Source organism: Bradyrhizobium yuanmingense (assembly GCF_900094575.1).
Taxonomy (GTDB): Bacteria; Pseudomonadota; Alphaproteobacteria; order Rhizobiales; family Xanthobacteraceae; genus Bradyrhizobium; species Bradyrhizobium yuanmingense.
On record NZ_FMAE01000006.1, the window covers coordinates 658,206 to 674,522 of the forward strand.

Here is a 16,317-nt window from a genome sequence, read left to right on the forward strand (position 1 = left end):
TGGGATCAATGACTTACGGCAGGCCTCGGCCGCGTGCCGCGCAATTTGACACGTCGGGCAAAACACCGACAGATTGGCAGCATCCCAGCCCCCTCTCACGAACCACATCCCTCCTCCCCGCGACCAACCCTCGCCTCAACGGCGAGGCTGATTTCGTGGGAGACACCCCGTGACGCTTGCCCTGCCTTCGCGTGCCTATGATTTGCAGATGCTGGACCGGCCCGCGGATCGCGCGCGTGATCAGGGCTGGGTGTTTGGGCTGCCGCCGGGCATTGCATCCGAGCAATGGCCGCTCGATCCCGTCACCGGCTATCCCTTGATGCACGGCTTCACGCTAAAGCTGCCGGAGGATTACCGGGTGCATGGCGCGGACATCGTCGCGTTGTCGTTCTTCGCCACGGCGCCCGATCACAATGACGGCGGCGCGCCCGACGATCCCGAGATTCGCGAGGCGGTGCTGGCGCGGCCGTCGCATCCGCGGCTGTCGCGCATGACCGACATTCTCGACTACGCCTATGCCGCGCTGCTCTTGACGCAGGCCGAATATGACGGCGCGTTCGCGACGCCGCCGGCGCCGCTTGCGCTGGCAACAGTGGAGCGGCCGCGCTGGCTCGATGTCGGCGGCGCCAGCGCCTTCTTCGAGGCCGCACCTAGCTACGCCAAGAAGAATGTTTGCAGCCCGCCGCGCGCCGATCTCAGCGAGACGCGCGCGATCGCGCTGTCGCCGCGCGCTGATGATCCCAACGCCGGCAAGGGCCCGCAGGATGAGCACGTGCGCGAAAATCCGCCGACCGGCTATCAGCCATATTACTACTATGTCGGCGGCAAGCCGGGCCGCGACAATTTCCGCCTGCACGACTGGGCCAAGGATCACGCCCACAACCACCTCGGCGGCACCATGCGGCCCTGCCAGGCCGTGCCGGAGATGAGCCCGTTCTATATCGAGTTCGAGGAATATTTCGGCGGCTACAATTTCGGCGGCGGCAACGCGCAGCTCGACTTCAAGGACATGAAGTTCGACTGGGCGTGCGGGTGATCATGGAAGCCGCGCAAGGATCCGGACTTTGCGATGATGCGAGCGTTCACGGAGCCATGCCGAGGAACGGATTGACGATGGTGAGCCCGCCGATGCTGCGGCCGCGCTGAAGGTCCCAGAATCACCGCTGTCAAAGAACGCGATCACCGCTCGTTCGCCTCGTCCCGATCGAATTTGTAGCCGGCGGGCAAGGCCGCCCAATTGCGCGCCTCCATGTTCTCGATCGCACGCCGACGCTGCTCCGCCTTGGTCTCGATTTCGATCGCGCCTTTGCGAGTGGCCACGATATCGATTTCGTCGCCCTCCTTGAGGCCGAGTTCATCAACTAGCGCTTTGGGCAGGCGCACTGCGAGGCTGTTGCCCCATTTGGAAACCAGCACCAGCACCCTCCGTGATGTGCATCCCTATCTGCAGATCATAGGGAGATATGATGGCATTCCAAGCTGGCGTCCCCTCACGCCCCTCGCTTTGGCCCGATCGCCTCGAATCCGGCCTTTTGCTCGTCGCTGAGATCGGCCTGGAAATCGTCGAGCGCGTCGGCGATGGCGCCGACGGCTTGCAGCATGGTCTGCAGCCGCGCCTTCACGGCGGCGAGGCGGGCCTGCGCCGTTGCAGCGGGTTCTGTCGGACAGGCGCTGAGCGTCTGCATGGTGCGGAGCGTGGTGTCCTGCAGCACCTCGAAGCGGGCGCGGGCGACCTCGTCGAGGTGGAGCGTGGCCGCGATGTCGGCGGCGGGCCATTGCTGCTGGAGCAGTTGCTCGTATTGGCGCTGCGCGTTCCCGTCGGAAATAGGATCGTAGTCCGCCTGGCAGGCCTTGGCCGCCTGTGCGTCCTTGGATGCGTCCTTGCCCGCGTTCTTGTCAGCGTTTTTGGACTGGTAGGACGCCAGCGCGGCGCGACGCTCATTGGCTAAGGCGTTGAGCCGGGCTTTCTGGTCGTCATTGAGCAGGCCGACGAATTTCGACAACGGCGCTTCCATGGTGTCGATGGCCTTGATCATGGCCTCGACACGCTCGCGCATCAGGCCGAGGCGCTCCGCCGCATTCCCTGGCGTTTGCGCCGGGCAGGCGGTGCGGATGGTGTCGCGCGCGGCATTCCAGGCGGATGAGAGCTCGTCGAGCGCGGTGCGCTGAGCTTCGTTCGGTGCAACGGCGCTCGCGATGCGCTCGACCGGCAGGCCGCCGGTGTCGCTGGCCTCGCACAGCGTCTCCGCGGTCGGGACCTTTCGCGCGCGACGGCCTTGCGGCACGGTGTAGGCGGCAAGCTCGGTGGCGGCATAGGGCGTGAACAGCGCGGCATAGATATCGCCGTAGCCGTAGAGCGAGAGGCTGGTGGTGTCGCCGAAGACGATCGCATTGGTGAGATCGTCATGGGCGAACGGCCAGAACACCGGGCCGACCCAGCCATAGCTGCCATCGGGATGACGCCACCAGCCCTGCGGGCGGCGGCCGCCTTGCCAGCCCGCCAGCGCAGCCTGCGCCGTGAGGGCCGCACGCATCACGTAAGGGTTCGACAGCTGGCTGCGGTCGGCCCCGCGCGGGTCCTGCGACCTCAGCGCCGCGGAGCGGTAGCGGCCGCCGCGCACCGCCATGCGGGAATGGCGCAGGCGCGACAGGCCGATCACGTGGCCGACGGCGAAGCGCGCAACCCCGACCGGACCGCCGCGCAAGCCGAACTGCGCCTCGGCTCTGTCAGGCAGCAGCACTGCTGCAACCACCATGATCGCGCCAGCCAGCGCCAATCCCATGCGTCCCGGCATGATCGTTGACCTGACGACCAATTTGGCCAGGTCTTGTTTGGCCACGACTTGTTTGGCCACGACTTGTACGGCCACGTCTTGGCCCTCCCACCCGCGCCAAGTGCGCAATGCGTCGCATCACGAAGACGCGCGAGGGAACCGAATGTTCCAGAGAGACACAGGACAATGCGTCGCAACGCGCCGGCCGTGCCGTGTCACTCCGCCTTTTGCGGCATCACGAAGGTCTGGCCGGGATAGATCAAGTTGGGATTCTGGATCTTGTCGCGGTTGGCGTTGAAGATCACGGCGTAGCGGGAACCGTCGCCGTAAGCGAGCCGGCTGAGCGCCCACAGGCTATCGCCGCGGGCGATGATCCGGCTGCCGCCGGCCTCGGCCGGCGCGGCGGTGAGCGCCTCCGCCGGCGAGGCCGATGCAACCACGGTGGCCCTCGGCGCCTGCGCGAAGGCCTTGGGTTTCGGCGCGCCGATCAGTTTCGGCCGGGCCGCTTGCTTCTCAGGCACCGACGCCAGCCGCGGCGAGGCCGACGGCAGCGCGGCGACGACATCCGATTTGTCGTCGGGCTTCTCGGCCGGCTTGGCCTCCTGCTTCGCAACCGGCGGCATGCGCACGGGCGGCGGCGCCGCCGCGGCGATTGTGACCGGCATGGTCCGGCCGGATTCGGTGACCGTGCCGTCCGGCGCCCTGGCGCGGAGCGTCAGGTCATATGAGCCGGCCGGCAGCTGCGGCGGGGTCATCACGAATTGGCCCGAGGCGTCGGCGACCACGGTGTCGAGCGGCTTGCCGTCGCGCAGCAGCTCGACCCGCGCACCCGGCGTGGCGCGGCCGGCAATCACCGCCGCCTCGCCGTGATCGTCGATGCGGGCGACGTCGAAACGGGGGCCGGCATCTGCAGCCGGCGCCGGCGGCTTGACCGGCACGAGGTCACCGAGCGCGGCCACCTGCTTCTGGGTCTCGGCCAGCGCGCCCGCCTTCGGCTCGGGTGCAGGCGGCGCGCTGTCGACGAACTTCGGCTGTTCCGGCTTCAGCTCTGGCTTGGATTCAGGCTTGGACTCAGGCTTGGACTCAGGCTTGAATTCCACCTTGGGCTCGACCTTGGCTTCAAGCTTGGGCTCGACCTTAGCTCCGACCTGGGGTTCGACCTTGGCCTCCGGCTTGGCGGCGACGGTGACCTTCGTCCCATCAGGCAGCAGGCGGCGCAGCTCAGTCGGGCCGATCACCAGCGCGGTGCCGACCAGCGCGAGCAGACAGAAGGCAATAAAGGCCTTGGAGGCGGTGATCATTTGAAAAGGACCTTGGGTGGCAAATCAGCCGAGGCCGGCAAGGTGCGCCGATTTGGCTGCCGCAGCAAGACTGTCGATAGGATTATGCTTCCGTCCAGGCGCGCGGGATGAACCGGCGCGACCACGCGGGTGTCCAAGTATCAAGGCCGCCTGGCGGCATTCTTCAAGGGAATTCCTCCCGTGACCGTATTCTCCCGTGCCGCGGGATCCCTAGCGGTTGCTCTGACGCTGGCCGCTGCACCCGCTTTGGCCGCCTCCGGCCCGCCGCCCGGCTTCACGCTTTCCGACGATGCCGATCTCGCCTTCACCTCGCCCGACGGCGCCACCAGGCTCGAGCAGTATATGAAGGAGGGCGAGGATTTCGACATCAAGTGGCAGGTCTGGGCGCGACGCGGCGGGGAGATGCGCGAGTTGAAGCCCGAGCAAGGCTATCCGGCCGGCTTCCGTTTCACGGCCGACTCGCAATGGCTGGTGCGGATGCAGAAGACCGGCTCGGGCGAGCAGAACCTCTTCCTCTATCATTTCGAGAACGGCAGCTTCGTCAACGCGACCAAGACGTCGCTCGGCGATCTGGCCTGGGCCTACTTCCGCAGCCGGCCCGACACCAAGAGCATGAAGCTCGACTATCACATCACGGCGAATCTGGTGAAGGGCACCGAAGATGCGTATCGCTGGCTCGGCGTCGACTGGACCAACAACCGCTATCTCCTGATCTCGCTGTCGGGCGAGACGGACAAGCATCCGAAGAACGTCGCGGTGAAGGGCCTTGCGGATTGGAAATGCCGCTATGATCTCGAGACCGGCAAATTCGATGTGCCGAAGATGTTCGCCAAGGGCAACGCGGAAGCCTTGAAGTGGAAAATCAGGCGCTGAAGGTCCTGCGGTCTCGCCGCGGTCTCCTGTACGATGGAACCAACCCTCTGATTCCATTCCGATTCATATTTTCCTAACCGTCAATGGTAACCCGGTCTTGTCGGTTTTGCTGCATCTTGCATCCCACGGGAGGGCTGGATGGGCGCATCGATCCGATGGACCGCGCGAACGCGCGCGTTGCTCCGCCGTTGGCGCGGAGCGCCGCTGACGTGGCTGATCGCCGGCGGCTTCGTGCTGATGCTTGCGACCGCCATCGGCACCGCGCTCACGGTCGACCGTTTCCGGCAGAATGCCATCGAGAGCGGTCGCGACAGCCTTGAAAACGCCGTCCGCATGCTCGCCCGGCATTTCGACCGGCAGTTCGAGGACTTTGCGGTGCTGCAGAAGAGCATCATCGCCGAGCTCGAGAGCCACGGCATCCAGTCCGCCGAAATCTTCCGCAGCGAGATGGGCACGCTCGCCGTGCATGAGGTGCTGCGCGCGAAAGCCAGCGGCTGGTCCGACGTCGCCGGCGCCAATGTGTTCGATTCCAGGGGCGTGCTGATCAACTCGTCGCGGCAATGGCCGGTCGCCGATATCTCGATCGCCGATCGCGGCTATTTCGCCCGTCTCAAGGACGATCCGGCCGCACAGGAGGAGGTGGAGGTCGTGCCCGGCCGGTTCGGCAACGGACCGGCGATCGTGTTCGCGCGGCGCATCTCCGGCCCGCACGGCGAATTCCTCGGGCTGGTCTCGCGCGCGATCACGCCCGAGCAGCTCGAATCCTTCTTCGCCTCGACCGGGCTCGGCGAGGATTCCTCGATCGCGATGCACCACCAGAACGGCCAGCTGCTCGCCCGCATTCCACACGTCGAAGCGATGATCGGGCAGAACTTCCGCACCGGCACGCCGGAGCAAATGGCGGTGTTCGAGCGCACCTTCGTCACCACCCAGCTCGCAAGCCCGATCGACGGCAAGGACCGCATCGTCGCCTCGCGCCTGCTCACCGGCGAGCCGCTGGTCGTGGTCGCGACCAAGTCGCTCGATGCGACGCTGGCGACCTGGCGCACACAGACGAAATTCTTCGTCACCATTGCCGCGCTGTCGATCGGCCTGTTGGTGCTCACGCTGTTTCTGATCTTCCGCCAGGTGACGCACCGCCTGTCGCTCGAGAAGCAGCGGCTCGACACCGCGATGAACACGATGACGCAAGGCCTGTTGATGTTCGATCAGGACGAGCGGCTGATCGTCTGCAACCGCCGCTACATCGAGATGTACGGGCTCTCTGTCGCCGTGGTGAAGCCCGGCGTCCACTTCCGCGACGTGATCCGGCACCGCCGGGACACCGGCTCGTTCGAGGGCGACGTCGAGGCCTATTGCGACGACATCCTGAGCAATGTCGGCCGCACCAAGAGCGCGATCGTCGAAACCGCCGACGGCCGCCTGATCGAGATCAAGAACCAGCCGGCCGCTGCCGGCGGCTGGCTCGCCACCCATGACGACGTCACCGAGCGCATCCGCGCCGACGAGCGCATCGCCCATCTGGCGCATTACGACGCCCTCACCGATCTGCCCAACCGCGTGCTGCTGCGCGGGCATCTGGAACGCCGCGTCGCCGAGCTCGCGCAAGGCAAGCCATTCGCGATCCTCTATATCGACGTCGACGAGTTCAAGGGCGTCAACGATTCGCTCGGACACGAGGTCGGCGACGAACTGCTGCGCCAGGTGGCGAACCGCCTGCGCGCCTGCGTCAGCGGCAACGACATGGTCGCGCGGCTGGGCGGCGACGAATTCGCCATCGTCAAGGCCGGCACCTCCGATCCGGCCGAGCTGACGGCACTGGCGGAAACCATCCTCAAGGCGTTGCGCGCACCGGTGGATTGCAGGGGGCACGAGGTTCCGACCGATGCCAGCATCGGCATCGCCGTCGCGCCCGATCACGGCGACAATCTCGACGATCTGCTCAAGCGCGCCGATCTGGCGATGTATGCGGCGAAGTCGGAAGGCCGCCGCACCTTCCGCCTGTTCGTGCCCGAATACGACGCCAAGGCGCGGCAGCGCCGCCAGCTCGAGCTCGATCTGCGCCAGGCGCTCGCACGCGGCGAGTTCGAGGTGCACTACCAGCCGCTGGTCGACCTCACCGCCAATGTCGTCACCGGCTGCGAGGCCTTGCTGCGCTGGCGCCATCCCGAGCGCGGCATGGTTTCGCCGGCGGAGTTCATCCCGGTCGCCGAAGACACCGGCCTGATCGGCGAGATCGGCGAATGGGTGCTGAAGCAAGCCTGCGTCGAGGCTGCCTCGTGGCCGGGACGGATTCACATCGCGGTCAACGTGTCGCCGGTCCAGTTCCGCTCGCGCACGCTGGCGCTCAAGGTCGCCGCCGCCCTCGCGGAGTCCGGGCTCGCGCCGGGCCGGCTCGAGCTCGAGATCACCGAGACGGTGCTGATCCGCGACGACGAGGAGGCGCTGGCGATCCTGCAGCAGCTGCGCGAGCTCGGCGTGCGCATCGCGCTCGACGATTTCGGCACCGGCTATTCGTCGCTCAGCTATCTGCACCGCTTCCCGTTCGACAAGATCAAGATCGACCGCAGCTTCATCAGTGACATCGGTCAGTCCGAGGACTCCTCGCCGATCGTGCAGGCCGTGGTGCGCATGGCCGCCGCGCGCCATATGGCGACCACCGCCGAAGGCGTCGAGACCGAAGCGCAAGCCGAGGTGCTGCGCCAGCTCGGCTGCAGCCAGATGCAGGGCTGGCTGTTCAGCCCGGCGGTACCGGCGACGAAGCTGAAGCAGCTGCTGGCGGCGCAGGCGGTCGCGGCCTAGCCGGCGACGCCACGTCTGGCCCGGATGTCCGCTGCGAGGAAAGCGGCGCCGCTGAGTGTTTGGTTCGAGGTCGTGCGGCGATTTGACAATCAGCGACCGACAGCTATCAATTCATTGAATTCTGCGCACCTGGCTCGTCGAAATGGTGAGCCGCCGATCCGCCTCATTTTCGAGACGCGGGCAAGAAACGCTCAAAATACCGATGGTTTGCCTCCATTGGCCGCCGCAACGAAGAGTCGCATTGAGTCCCAATCCAAGCGCAAACCACAGGCATTTTGGAGCCGCTCAGCGCAATTTGAACCAGGGATTTCCGCATGCCGAATGATGGGTCGAGGACGGGGACGGAGCGTCTGAGACACTGGCTTGAAAGCGTTGGGCTCAGCCAATACACGGACCTCTTCGTCCGCCATCGCATCGATCTCGACATCCTGCCCCACCTGACCGAACCGGATCTGGCACAGATTGGACTGCCGCTCGGAGACCGCAAGCGGCTTCAGCGTGCAACGGCGTCCCTTTCCGGAATGGCCGCGCCAGCCGCGGGCCACACATTGCCCGCTACGGCAATCGTTGCGGAACGTCGCCAGCTCACCACGATGTTCTGCGACATGGTCGATTCCACCGCGCTCTCCGCACAGTTCGATCCCGAGGACGTGCGTGACATGATCGCGAGCTTTCGCGAAACCTGCGTGGGTGTGGTCAAACACTATGAAGGATTTGCCGCCCGCTTCGTCGGCGACGGCATCCTGGTCTATTTCGGCTACCCGAAGGCGCATGAGGACGATGCCGAGCGAGCGGTGCGGGCTGGTCTCGAGATCGTGCGGACATTGTCGACCGCGCCTGCGATCGAGCCGCTGAGTGCGCTCAACCAAGCGCCCGCCGTCCGGATCGGCATCGCGACGGGACTGGTGGTCGTGGGCGACTTGGTCGGCCAGGGGACCGAGGAGCGCGATTCCGCGGTCGGCGAGACCGTCAATCTGGCGGCGCGATTGCAGGGCCTGGCGCCGCCGAACGGGGTGGTTATCTCGTCGTCGACGCAGTCGCTGTTGAAGGGAAAGTTCGACTATCGCAATCTCGGGGTCCATGCACTCAAGGGCATAGCCGGAAGAACACAGGCGTGGCATGTGGTACGGCCGTCGCGCGTGGAGACCCGCTTTGCCGCAGCCATCGGCTCCCGGCTGACGCCACTCGTCAATCGCGACGACGAGATCACGGTTCTGCTCGGCCGCTGGGAGCAGGCCAAGGCGGGCGACGGCCAAGTCGTGGTGCTGTTCGGGGAGCCGGGCATTGGCAAGTCGCGCATCGTCCAGGAAATCTTCGTGCGGATTGCGGGGGATCGGCACGGGCATGTCTCGTTCCAGTGTTCGCCCTACTACAGCTCGACGGCGTTCCATCCCTTCATCGAGCAGCTCAAATTTGCCCTGGGCCTCGACCGCGACGATGCTTCGGCCTCGTCTCTGTCGAGTCTCGAGCGGACCGTTGCGGCCGCGCATGGCGACATCGAGCAGATGACGCCGCTCTTTGCGGCGCTGCTGTCGATCCCGACCGGAGGTCGCTATCCTCCGCTCGATCTGTCGCCGCAGCAGCAAAAGGACGCCATCGTCTCCGCCCTCATCAATCATCTCCTGGGCCTCGCGCACGATCAGCCGCTGGTGATCGCCTTCGAGGACGCCCATTGGATCGATCCGACATCCCGGGAGGTCATCGATCTGCTGGTGGAGCGGGTCCAGTACACGCCCATTCTCGTCGTCATCACCTGCCGTTCCGAATTCAAGCCGAGCTGGAGCGCTCACTCTCACATCACGACGCTGGTGCTGAACAGGCTGAGCCGGCAGCAGCGGACGACCTTGGTCGAGCGGGTTGCCGGCAGCCGCAAAATGCCGAAGGAAGTCGTCGAGGACATCATCGTCAAGACCGACGGCGTGCCGCTGTTCGTCGAGGAGCTGACCAAAGCCGTTCTCGAAAGCGACCTTCTGACCGAGGAACGCGGAAACTATGTGCTCTCCGGTTCGTGGCGACCGCTGGCAATCCCGGCGACGCTGATGGATTCGCTGATGGCGCGTCTGGATCGGCTGGGCCCGTTCAAGAGGGTCGCACAGATCGGAGCCACCATCGGCCGGCAGTTCTCTTACGAGATGCTGAACGCTGTCGCCTCCGTACCAGCCGACCAGATCGAGGCGGCGCTCGATCGCCTGGAGGAGGCAGGGCTGATCGTCCGGCTGGGCCATCCGCCGGATGCGCTCTACTCGTTCAAGCACGTGATGATCCAGGATGCAGCGCATGCGAGCCTGTTGCGCAGCGAGAGGAGACGGCTCCACGCGCGGATCGCGTCGGTGCTGGCTCAGAACTATCCGGAAAAGACCGAGCGCGAGCCGGAGCTTCTCGCCTATCATCTGACCGAATCCGATCAAAGCCAGCCGGCTGCAGCTTCCTGGATCAAGGCCGGCAGGCACGCCGCAAGGTTGGGAGCCTATTTGGAAGCGATCGGCCACCTGCGCCGTGGCCTAGCGGTCGTCCTCGGCAGTCCCGAGATGCCCGACCGCGATGAAATGGAGCTGGAGCTTCGCATTGCGCTGGGTAACGCGCTGATCGCTGCCAAAGGTTACGGCACACAGGAGGTGGAAGACAATTTTGCCCGAGGCCTCGAGCTCGGACGGCAGCTCGATGATGAAGACAAGGTGCTAGCGGCGATAAGAGGCCTTTGGATGCACCACTTCATTCGGGCTGACCTGACCAAGGCGCACGGTCTGAGTGCCGCACTCCTGAAATTCGCCAAACGGGAACGTCCGAGCGAGTTGCTGTCGAAGCAGACCCTGTACCTCGTGGAGGCCCACAGGTCGATCGCGGCGACCATGCTTTACCGCGGGCGGTTTCTGGCGGCGCAACATCATCTTCGTCGCTCCATCGAACTCGATGATCCGGTTCTGCATCGCGGTTCGGCGGAAAGGCTCCTCAATCCAGGCGTCATGTCGATGTCGTACCTCGGATACCTGCTATGGTTCCTGGGGCAGCCCGACACCGCGCGGCAGCACAGCGAGCAGGCGATTTCCGATGCCGAGCAAATGCGCCATCCTTTTACGCTGGCATTCGCGCAAGTGTTTGGCGCGTACCTTTGTCAGCATCTGCGCGACGTCACGGGCACCAGAGATTATGCCAGCCGCGCGATGACCATTTCATCGCAACACGGCTTTCTGCATTGGAAGCAGCAGGCCACCATTCTGCATGGATGGGCGCTGACCGAGCTCGGGGACATGGATGCAGGTCTGAGCGAAATGCGCACGGGCGTCGAGGGTTATGAGGCGCAGAATTCCTGGCTCGCCAGTTGCTGGTTCAGATGCCTCCTCGCGCAAGGCTATGCGAGGGCCGGTCTGTCGGAAGCGGCCTTGCGCGCGCTCGATGGTGCCTTGACGGTCGCGAAGAGGACGGGCGATCACTTCTATCTGGCGGAGATCTACCGCCTGCAAGGGGAGTTCATCCGGGCCCATGCCGGACCAGCGGCCGACTCCGAGGAATTGTTCGTGCAGTCGCTGGAAGTCGCGCGCGGACAGAATGCCCGCTCGTGGGAGCTGCGGACAGCCGTCAGCCTAGCCCGCCTCTGGCGAGATTCCGACAAGCTTGAGCAGGCGGTGGACCTGCTTGTGCCTGTTGTCGGCAGGCTCCGTGAAGGGCTCGTCACGCCGGACGTGAAAGAAGCCATCGCGCTAGCAAACGAGCTCGATATGCTGTCATCCAGAGATCAGCCATGGATCGCGCGAATCAATTCGATCCGACAGTGCCCGTGACCGGCATCGACATGCGACAGCGCACGCCGCCCGGCTCGAAAGCGAGATCGAACTCGCCGCCGAGGTCCGCCTCGACACAGCGCTCCATCAGCCGCGTGCCGAAGCCGCGGCGCATGGGCGGCGTGACTTTCGGGCCGCCGGATTCCACCCATTCATAATCGAGAATGGTGCCGTGCCCGGCATTCCGCAGGCTCCATCGCATCAAGAGCGTCCCATCCGGCGCCGACAAGGCACCGTACTTCGTCGCGTTGGTCAGGAGCTCGTTGAGAACCATCGTAAAGCTGAGCGCCGAGCGCGCATTGAGCGCGACGGGTGGACCTTCCATCCTGATCCGGCCATCCTCCGCAACAGCCGCCGTGATGTCCTCGACGAGCCGCTGGAGCGGAGCGTCCTGCCACTTGCGCTCGGTCAAGAGATCATGCGCACGAGAGAGCGCCAGCAACCGGCCCTCGAAGGTTCGATTGAAGTCGTCCAGACTGCTGGTATGGCGCGCGGTCTGGCCGGCGAGCGATTGCACCATCGCCAGGGTATTCTTGACGCGATGATTGAGCTCATCAATCAGGAGGGTTTGCGCCATTTCCGCGCGCTTGCGTTCGGTGATGTCGACCAGCATGTTGACTGCACCGATCAGCCTGCCCCCCGAATCGAATAGCGGCGTCGGATAGGGAATGAACGGCACGCGCGTGCCGTCCGGTCGCTCCGCGACAGCCTCCACTCCACGCACGGGCCGACCCTCCCGGAGCGCGATCGCCATCGGACATTGGTCGTGCGGCAGAGGCGTGCCGTCGGGCCAATAGAGCTTCCAGGTCACGCACCATTCGTCGCCGGGCAGCGGCGTGCGCCCGGCCATCTCGACGGCGGTCTTGTTGTAGAAGGTGATGCGGCCGTTTGCGTCGGTGGTGTAGAGTGCGGCGGGCAGCGCCTCGAGCAGATCGCGCATATGCTGCTCGCTCTCGCGAATCCGATCCTGCAATCGCTTGGCTTCCGTGACGTCGTGACTGACGCGAACGCCGTAGCGGAAGCGTCCCGCGCTGTCCGTGACCGAAGAGCTGAAGATCTCGAGATAACGCACGCTGCCGTCGGGGCGCAGGGCGCGCTTGCGGCAGGTGTAGCTTGGAATCTCGCCACGGACCTGTTGCTCATAGAGGGCAAGATCCGCGGCGCAATCGTCGGGATGAGTATAGTCGGAAAAGCTCATCCCCAGCAGCTCCTCACGGGATCTCCCGGTGATCTCGCTCAGATAATCGTTGACCCGGAGCAGCCGCCCATGTTCATCGGCCTCGGCGATGCCGACCTTGGCCGCTTGGTAGGTTGCAGCGAGGCGAGTCTCGCTCGCCTCGCGCGCCAGCTCGGCCACGCGCAGCCCGGTGACGTCAGTTGTAAAGCAGCGCGTGCTGACGAACTTGCCGTCCTCGACACGACTGTTGGAGGTGATCAGTACGTGCTTGATCGAGCCGTCCTTCGCGCGCAGGCGGGCAGGATAACGGTCCAGCCTTTCGCCGCAGGACAGTCGGTGGAGAATGTCGCCGATGACGGGGGCGTCCGCGTGAAATTCGGCCACATGGTGACCGATATACTCTTCGGCGCTGTAGCCCAGCAGATCGAGCTCGGCCTGATTGGCCCTGCGAATGATGCCGTCGCCACCCACGATATGGAGCCCGACCGCACTGTTCTGGAAGAAGTCCTTGAGATCCTTGGTCTTTGCACGAACCTCTTCCTCGATCTTCTTGCGATCTGAAACGTCCTGAAAGCAATTGATTGCGCCCTGGATGCGGCCGGCATGATCGCGCAGGGGACGGATGTTCACGAGTGCAGTGATCCGCGAGCCGTCCCGCCGTTCGATCATGACCTCCGTGTTACGCGCGGGGAGGCCGAGCCGGACCGCCGTGGCCATGGGGCACTCGGAATGCGGAAGCAGGGTGCCGTCCATCCTGTAGAGACGATGCGACCCGCAGAACTTTTCGACGGAACCAAGCTCCGGAGTTCTGCCCCACAATTCCGCGGCTTCGCCGTTGTAGGTCACGATCCAGCCTTCACTATCGCAGACATAGACCGCGCCCGGAATGGCCTCGAGCGCTGCAGGAGCCGCCGCCACCAGGGCCTCGAATTCGGTCAGCTTGCGGGCAGAGAGCGGAAATTCCTCGACATTCGACATACTTAGCCCCGACGTGCCGCAGGCGGGCGCCTACGCAATCAGCTTGAACGCATCGAAGCCCAGAGCGTTCCAAGGCCCGCCAACCGCTGGTTGAGACCTGGCGGCGCCGAGTGCGGTCAAAGCGTCCGCGAGCCGCGCTTCGACAGTCGGGCCTCCCCCGAGGGGAAGATAGGGATCAAGCCTCGGAGCTCGCGGTTATCGCCTCGCTGAGACGGTCGGGAACTCCGGCCGACGGGCCCTAGTCGACATTGCATCACGCGCCCCTCAGTCGGCTTTTCGCCGGCGCTGTGACGCGCGCGTGCATGAAACGGTAAGAGAAGCTCACATCGATTGTCGGGCCGCCCGCACTTCGGCGAATTCGGCGTCGGGGTGGCTGACGATGGTGGCGACCATGATGCCGCTGATGATCAGCGACCAGGCGGTGTTCCAACAGATCCAAAACACGAGCCAGCCTCCCTTTTCCCTCTCTCACGCCCCGAGCTAACGGCAGAGCGATGCCGCCGTTCCCGGCGCGGGGGCCTGCCGCGAGGGCGGCGGCAAGGTACTATTTTGGTTTGGTCGGCGGCGCCGCCCGATCGGTTTGGCCGGTGTGGCGCTTTGCCACGACGTCCGCATCGCGCTCGCCCTCGTGCGGGCGCGGCGGAAGTTTGGGCTGGCCGGCTTGACCGCCATGCTTGCCGCCCATGTCGGGCTTGCCTTCGAGATCGTTTGCGCGGGACATGTCGGTTCAATGCGTTCGCAGCGCATTGGTTCGCGACAGCATCGGCCGTTTTCGCCCTGTGAACGGCCTCATAGAACCGCCGCTCTTTGCAGTGCAGGATCGCTGACGCGGCCCTTGGCCTCGCGGCTTGCACCGATGGATTGGCCTGATGCGAAAACGACTCATCCTCTGGACCCTCATGACCTCCGCCCTGGTCGCGATCACCGTGTGGACTATGCTCGGGCCGCCGGACCAGCCGTCCGGGTTGCGTCTGCCCTCCCGAACCGCAGCGGCGCGCTGACCCGGCATCCCGCGACCGATGCGATTTCGGCATCGATCGATCCCCATTGGATTTTGGTGCGGCGTCGCTCCGCCCGCTATGCTCGCGGCAAAAACGATAATACCGCGAGCCAGCTTTCAGGAGGAGCCCATGTCGAGACCGATGTCGAGACCGATCCGACGCATCGCATCGCGCGCGCCACGCGCTGCGATCGCCGCCGCCCTGTTCGCTTCGCTTACCCTCATTTCTGGAGTCCGTGCCGGTATGGCCGAAACCTTCGCCTATGTCGGCAATGCCGACAGCAACGACATCAGCGTGTTCAAGATGAGCGAGAGCGGCGAGATGACGCTCGTGCAGACGGCCGCCTTCAAGGGCGTCGAAAAGCCGGGCTCCTCGACACCGCTCGCGATCACGCCCGACCACCGTACGCTGATTGCCGGAATCCGCTCGCAGCCCACTCTCGCGGTGAGCTTTGCGATCGATCCCAGGACGGGCGAGCTCAGCCATCTCGGCAACGGACCGCTCGCGGACAGCATGGCCCATATCGCCATCGACCGCAGCGGCAAGTTCCTGTTCAGCGCCTCCTATGGCGGCAACAAGGTCGCGTTGAATCCGCTGCTTGGCAACGGGGTTGCCGGCGAGCCCAAGCAGGTGATCCCGACCGGGCTGAACGCCCACGCCTTCCTGCCATCGCCCGACAACCGCTTCGCATTCGCGACCAATCTCGGCTCCGATCAGGTGCTGGCCTTCGCATTCGATGCCACGACCGGCACCCTGACGCCGAGCGATCCGCCGGTGCACAAGGTGCCGGAGAAATCGGGGCCGCGGCACTTCGTGTTTCACCCCGGCGGCAAGTTCGTCTATCTCCTCCACGAGCTGAACGGCGATGTCGCGGCCTTCACTTATGAAGCCAGGAGCGGCGCGTGGGACGAGATCCAGCGCACCACCGCGCTGCCGGAAGGGTTTTCGGGAAAACCTTGGGCGGCCGACATCCACATCACGCCGGACGGCCGCTTCCTCTACGCTTCCGAGCGCACCACCAGCACGCTCACCGCCTACAGGGTCGATGGCTCGAGCGGCAAGCTGACCACGATCGGCAGCGTGCCGACCGAGAAGCAACCGCGCGGCTTTCAGGTCGATCCAAGCGGCCGCTATCTCGCCGCGGTCGGCGAGCTCTCCGACAGCATGACGGTTCATGCCATCGACCAGGGCAGCGGCGCGCTGACCAAGCTGAAATCCTACCCCACCGGCAAGAAACCGAACTGGGTCGAGTTCCTGAAACTGCCGTGAGGAGCCATCGCCGACCTACGTAAACATCCGTAATTTCGCGAGGCCCGGCTTGGCGTCATATCTCGGTCATGGACCGGCAGATTGTCTTCAAATGCCCCCAGACGGGCCTGAACGTGCAGCATCGGCTTACCGACGAGCCGAGCGATCGCACGCACGTGTCGGTGTCGTGTCCGGCCTGCACGCGGCTGCATCTGATCGAGCGGGCCAGCGGCAAGCCGGTGGGTGAGCGGCGCCGCTGACGCCCGCCGCGCGCGACTCGAGCTCTTCGGAGCGAACCTGTTCTCCAATCCCGCGACTCATCAAAGACTTGCTTGTCAAAGACTTGCTTGCCGCGACTGCCGGCGGCGGCACGGCGTCCTGTTT

At 65.0% G+C, this 16,317-nt stretch carries 13 protein-coding genes and 1 pseudogene; 7 read left to right on the forward strand and 7 right to left on the reverse strand.

The genetic code is table 11. From position 1 onward, the window contains the following. Positions 1-169: 169 nt before the first annotated feature. Positions 170-1,036 (forward strand): hypothetical protein, encoded by an 867-nt coding sequence (locus tag GA0061099_RS24460; RefSeq protein ID WP_036030609.1) that lies wholly within the window; start codon positions 170-172, stop codon positions 1,034-1,036. Positions 1,037-1,179: 143 nt separating this feature from the next. Here GA0061099_RS24460 and GA0061099_RS24465 read toward each other — a convergent pair whose 3' ends face one another. From GA0061099_RS24465 to GA0061099_RS24475, 3 genes are all read right to left on the reverse strand, one after another. Then, the gene (locus GA0061099_RS24465; protein WP_036015962.1) at positions 1,180-1,416 is read right to left on the reverse strand and encodes an AbrB/MazE/SpoVT family DNA-binding domain-containing protein; all 237 of its coding nucleotides are present in this window, start codon (positions 1,414-1,416) and stop codon (positions 1,180-1,182) included. A 74-nt stretch (positions 1,417-1,490) separates the two neighbouring features. Beyond that, a complete protein-coding gene (locus GA0061099_RS24470) occupies positions 1,491-2,795 on the reverse strand; it encodes a Spy/CpxP family protein refolding chaperone (RefSeq protein ID WP_050996208.1) in 1,305 nt (434 codons plus the stop codon). 194 nt (positions 2,796-2,989) lie between these two features. Beyond that, positions 2,990-4,075, reverse strand: coding sequence for a LysM peptidoglycan-binding domain-containing protein (locus tag GA0061099_RS24475; RefSeq protein ID WP_074448077.1), 1,086 nt, complete (start codon positions 4,073-4,075; stop codon positions 2,990-2,992). A gap of 180 nt (positions 4,076-4,255) precedes the next feature. Between GA0061099_RS24475 and GA0061099_RS24480 the strand changes: the two genes are divergently transcribed. The 3 genes from GA0061099_RS24480 (at position 4,256) to GA0061099_RS24490 (ending at position 11,529) form a co-directional block, all read left to right on the forward strand. Continuing rightward, a complete protein-coding gene (locus GA0061099_RS24480) occupies positions 4,256-4,948 on the forward strand; it encodes a hypothetical protein (RefSeq protein WP_036030602.1) in 693 nt (230 codons plus the stop codon). A 138-nt stretch (positions 4,949-5,086) separates the two neighbouring features. Continuing rightward, positions 5,087-7,750, forward strand: a complete 2,664-nt coding sequence (locus tag GA0061099_RS24485) for a bifunctional diguanylate cyclase/phosphodiesterase (RefSeq protein ID WP_036030598.1) — start codon at positions 5,087-5,089, stop codon at positions 7,748-7,750. Positions 7,751-8,064: 314 nt separating this feature from the next. Beyond that, on the forward strand, positions 8,065-11,529 hold the full coding sequence (locus GA0061099_RS24490) for an ATP-binding protein (RefSeq protein ID WP_036030595.1): 3,465 nt from the start codon (positions 8,065-8,067) through the stop codon (positions 11,527-11,529). Here GA0061099_RS24490 and GA0061099_RS24495 read toward each other — a convergent pair. The 4 genes and pseudogenes from GA0061099_RS24495 to GA0061099_RS41325 all read right to left on the reverse strand — a co-directional run bounded on the left by GA0061099_RS24495 (position 11,504) and on the right by GA0061099_RS41325 (position 14,405). Then, positions 11,504-13,684, reverse strand: coding sequence for a PAS domain-containing sensor histidine kinase (locus GA0061099_RS24495; protein ID WP_036030593.1), 2,181 nt, complete (start codon positions 13,682-13,684; stop codon positions 11,504-11,506). The genes GA0061099_RS24490 and GA0061099_RS24495 overlap by 26 nt on opposite strands. Before the next feature lie 116 nt (positions 13,685-13,800). After that, positions 13,801-13,977: pseudogene (locus tag GA0061099_RS43135) on the reverse strand (hypothetical protein); the annotation flags it as partial. A gap of 28 nt (positions 13,978-14,005) precedes the next feature. Then, positions 14,006-14,128 carry a hypothetical protein gene (locus tag GA0061099_RS42790; protein ID WP_260345449.1) on the reverse strand — a complete coding sequence of 41 codons (123 nt, stop codon included), beginning with the start codon at positions 14,126-14,128 and terminating at the stop codon, positions 14,006-14,008. Between the two features lie 100 nt (positions 14,129-14,228). After that, positions 14,229-14,405, reverse strand: coding sequence for a hypothetical protein (locus GA0061099_RS41325; protein WP_156447317.1), 177 nt, complete (start codon positions 14,403-14,405; stop codon positions 14,229-14,231). A gap of 148 nt (positions 14,406-14,553) precedes the next feature. Here GA0061099_RS41325 and GA0061099_RS42795 point away from each other — a divergent pair, with 148 nt between their 5' ends. From GA0061099_RS42795 to GA0061099_RS41330, 3 genes are all read left to right on the forward strand, one after another. Next, positions 14,554-14,685, forward strand: coding sequence for a hypothetical protein (locus GA0061099_RS42795; protein WP_260345447.1), 132 nt, complete (start codon positions 14,554-14,556; stop codon positions 14,683-14,685). A 243-nt stretch (positions 14,686-14,928) separates the two neighbouring features. After that, positions 14,929-15,954, forward strand: a complete 1,026-nt coding sequence (locus tag GA0061099_RS24500; RefSeq protein ID WP_225152627.1) for a lactonase family protein — start codon at positions 14,929-14,931, stop codon at positions 15,952-15,954. Positions 15,955-16,022: 68 nt separating this feature from the next. Then, positions 16,023-16,193, forward strand: coding sequence for a hypothetical protein (locus GA0061099_RS41330; RefSeq protein WP_167361671.1), 171 nt, complete (start codon positions 16,023-16,025; stop codon positions 16,191-16,193). The last annotated feature ends 124 nt before the right edge of the window (positions 16,194-16,317 follow it).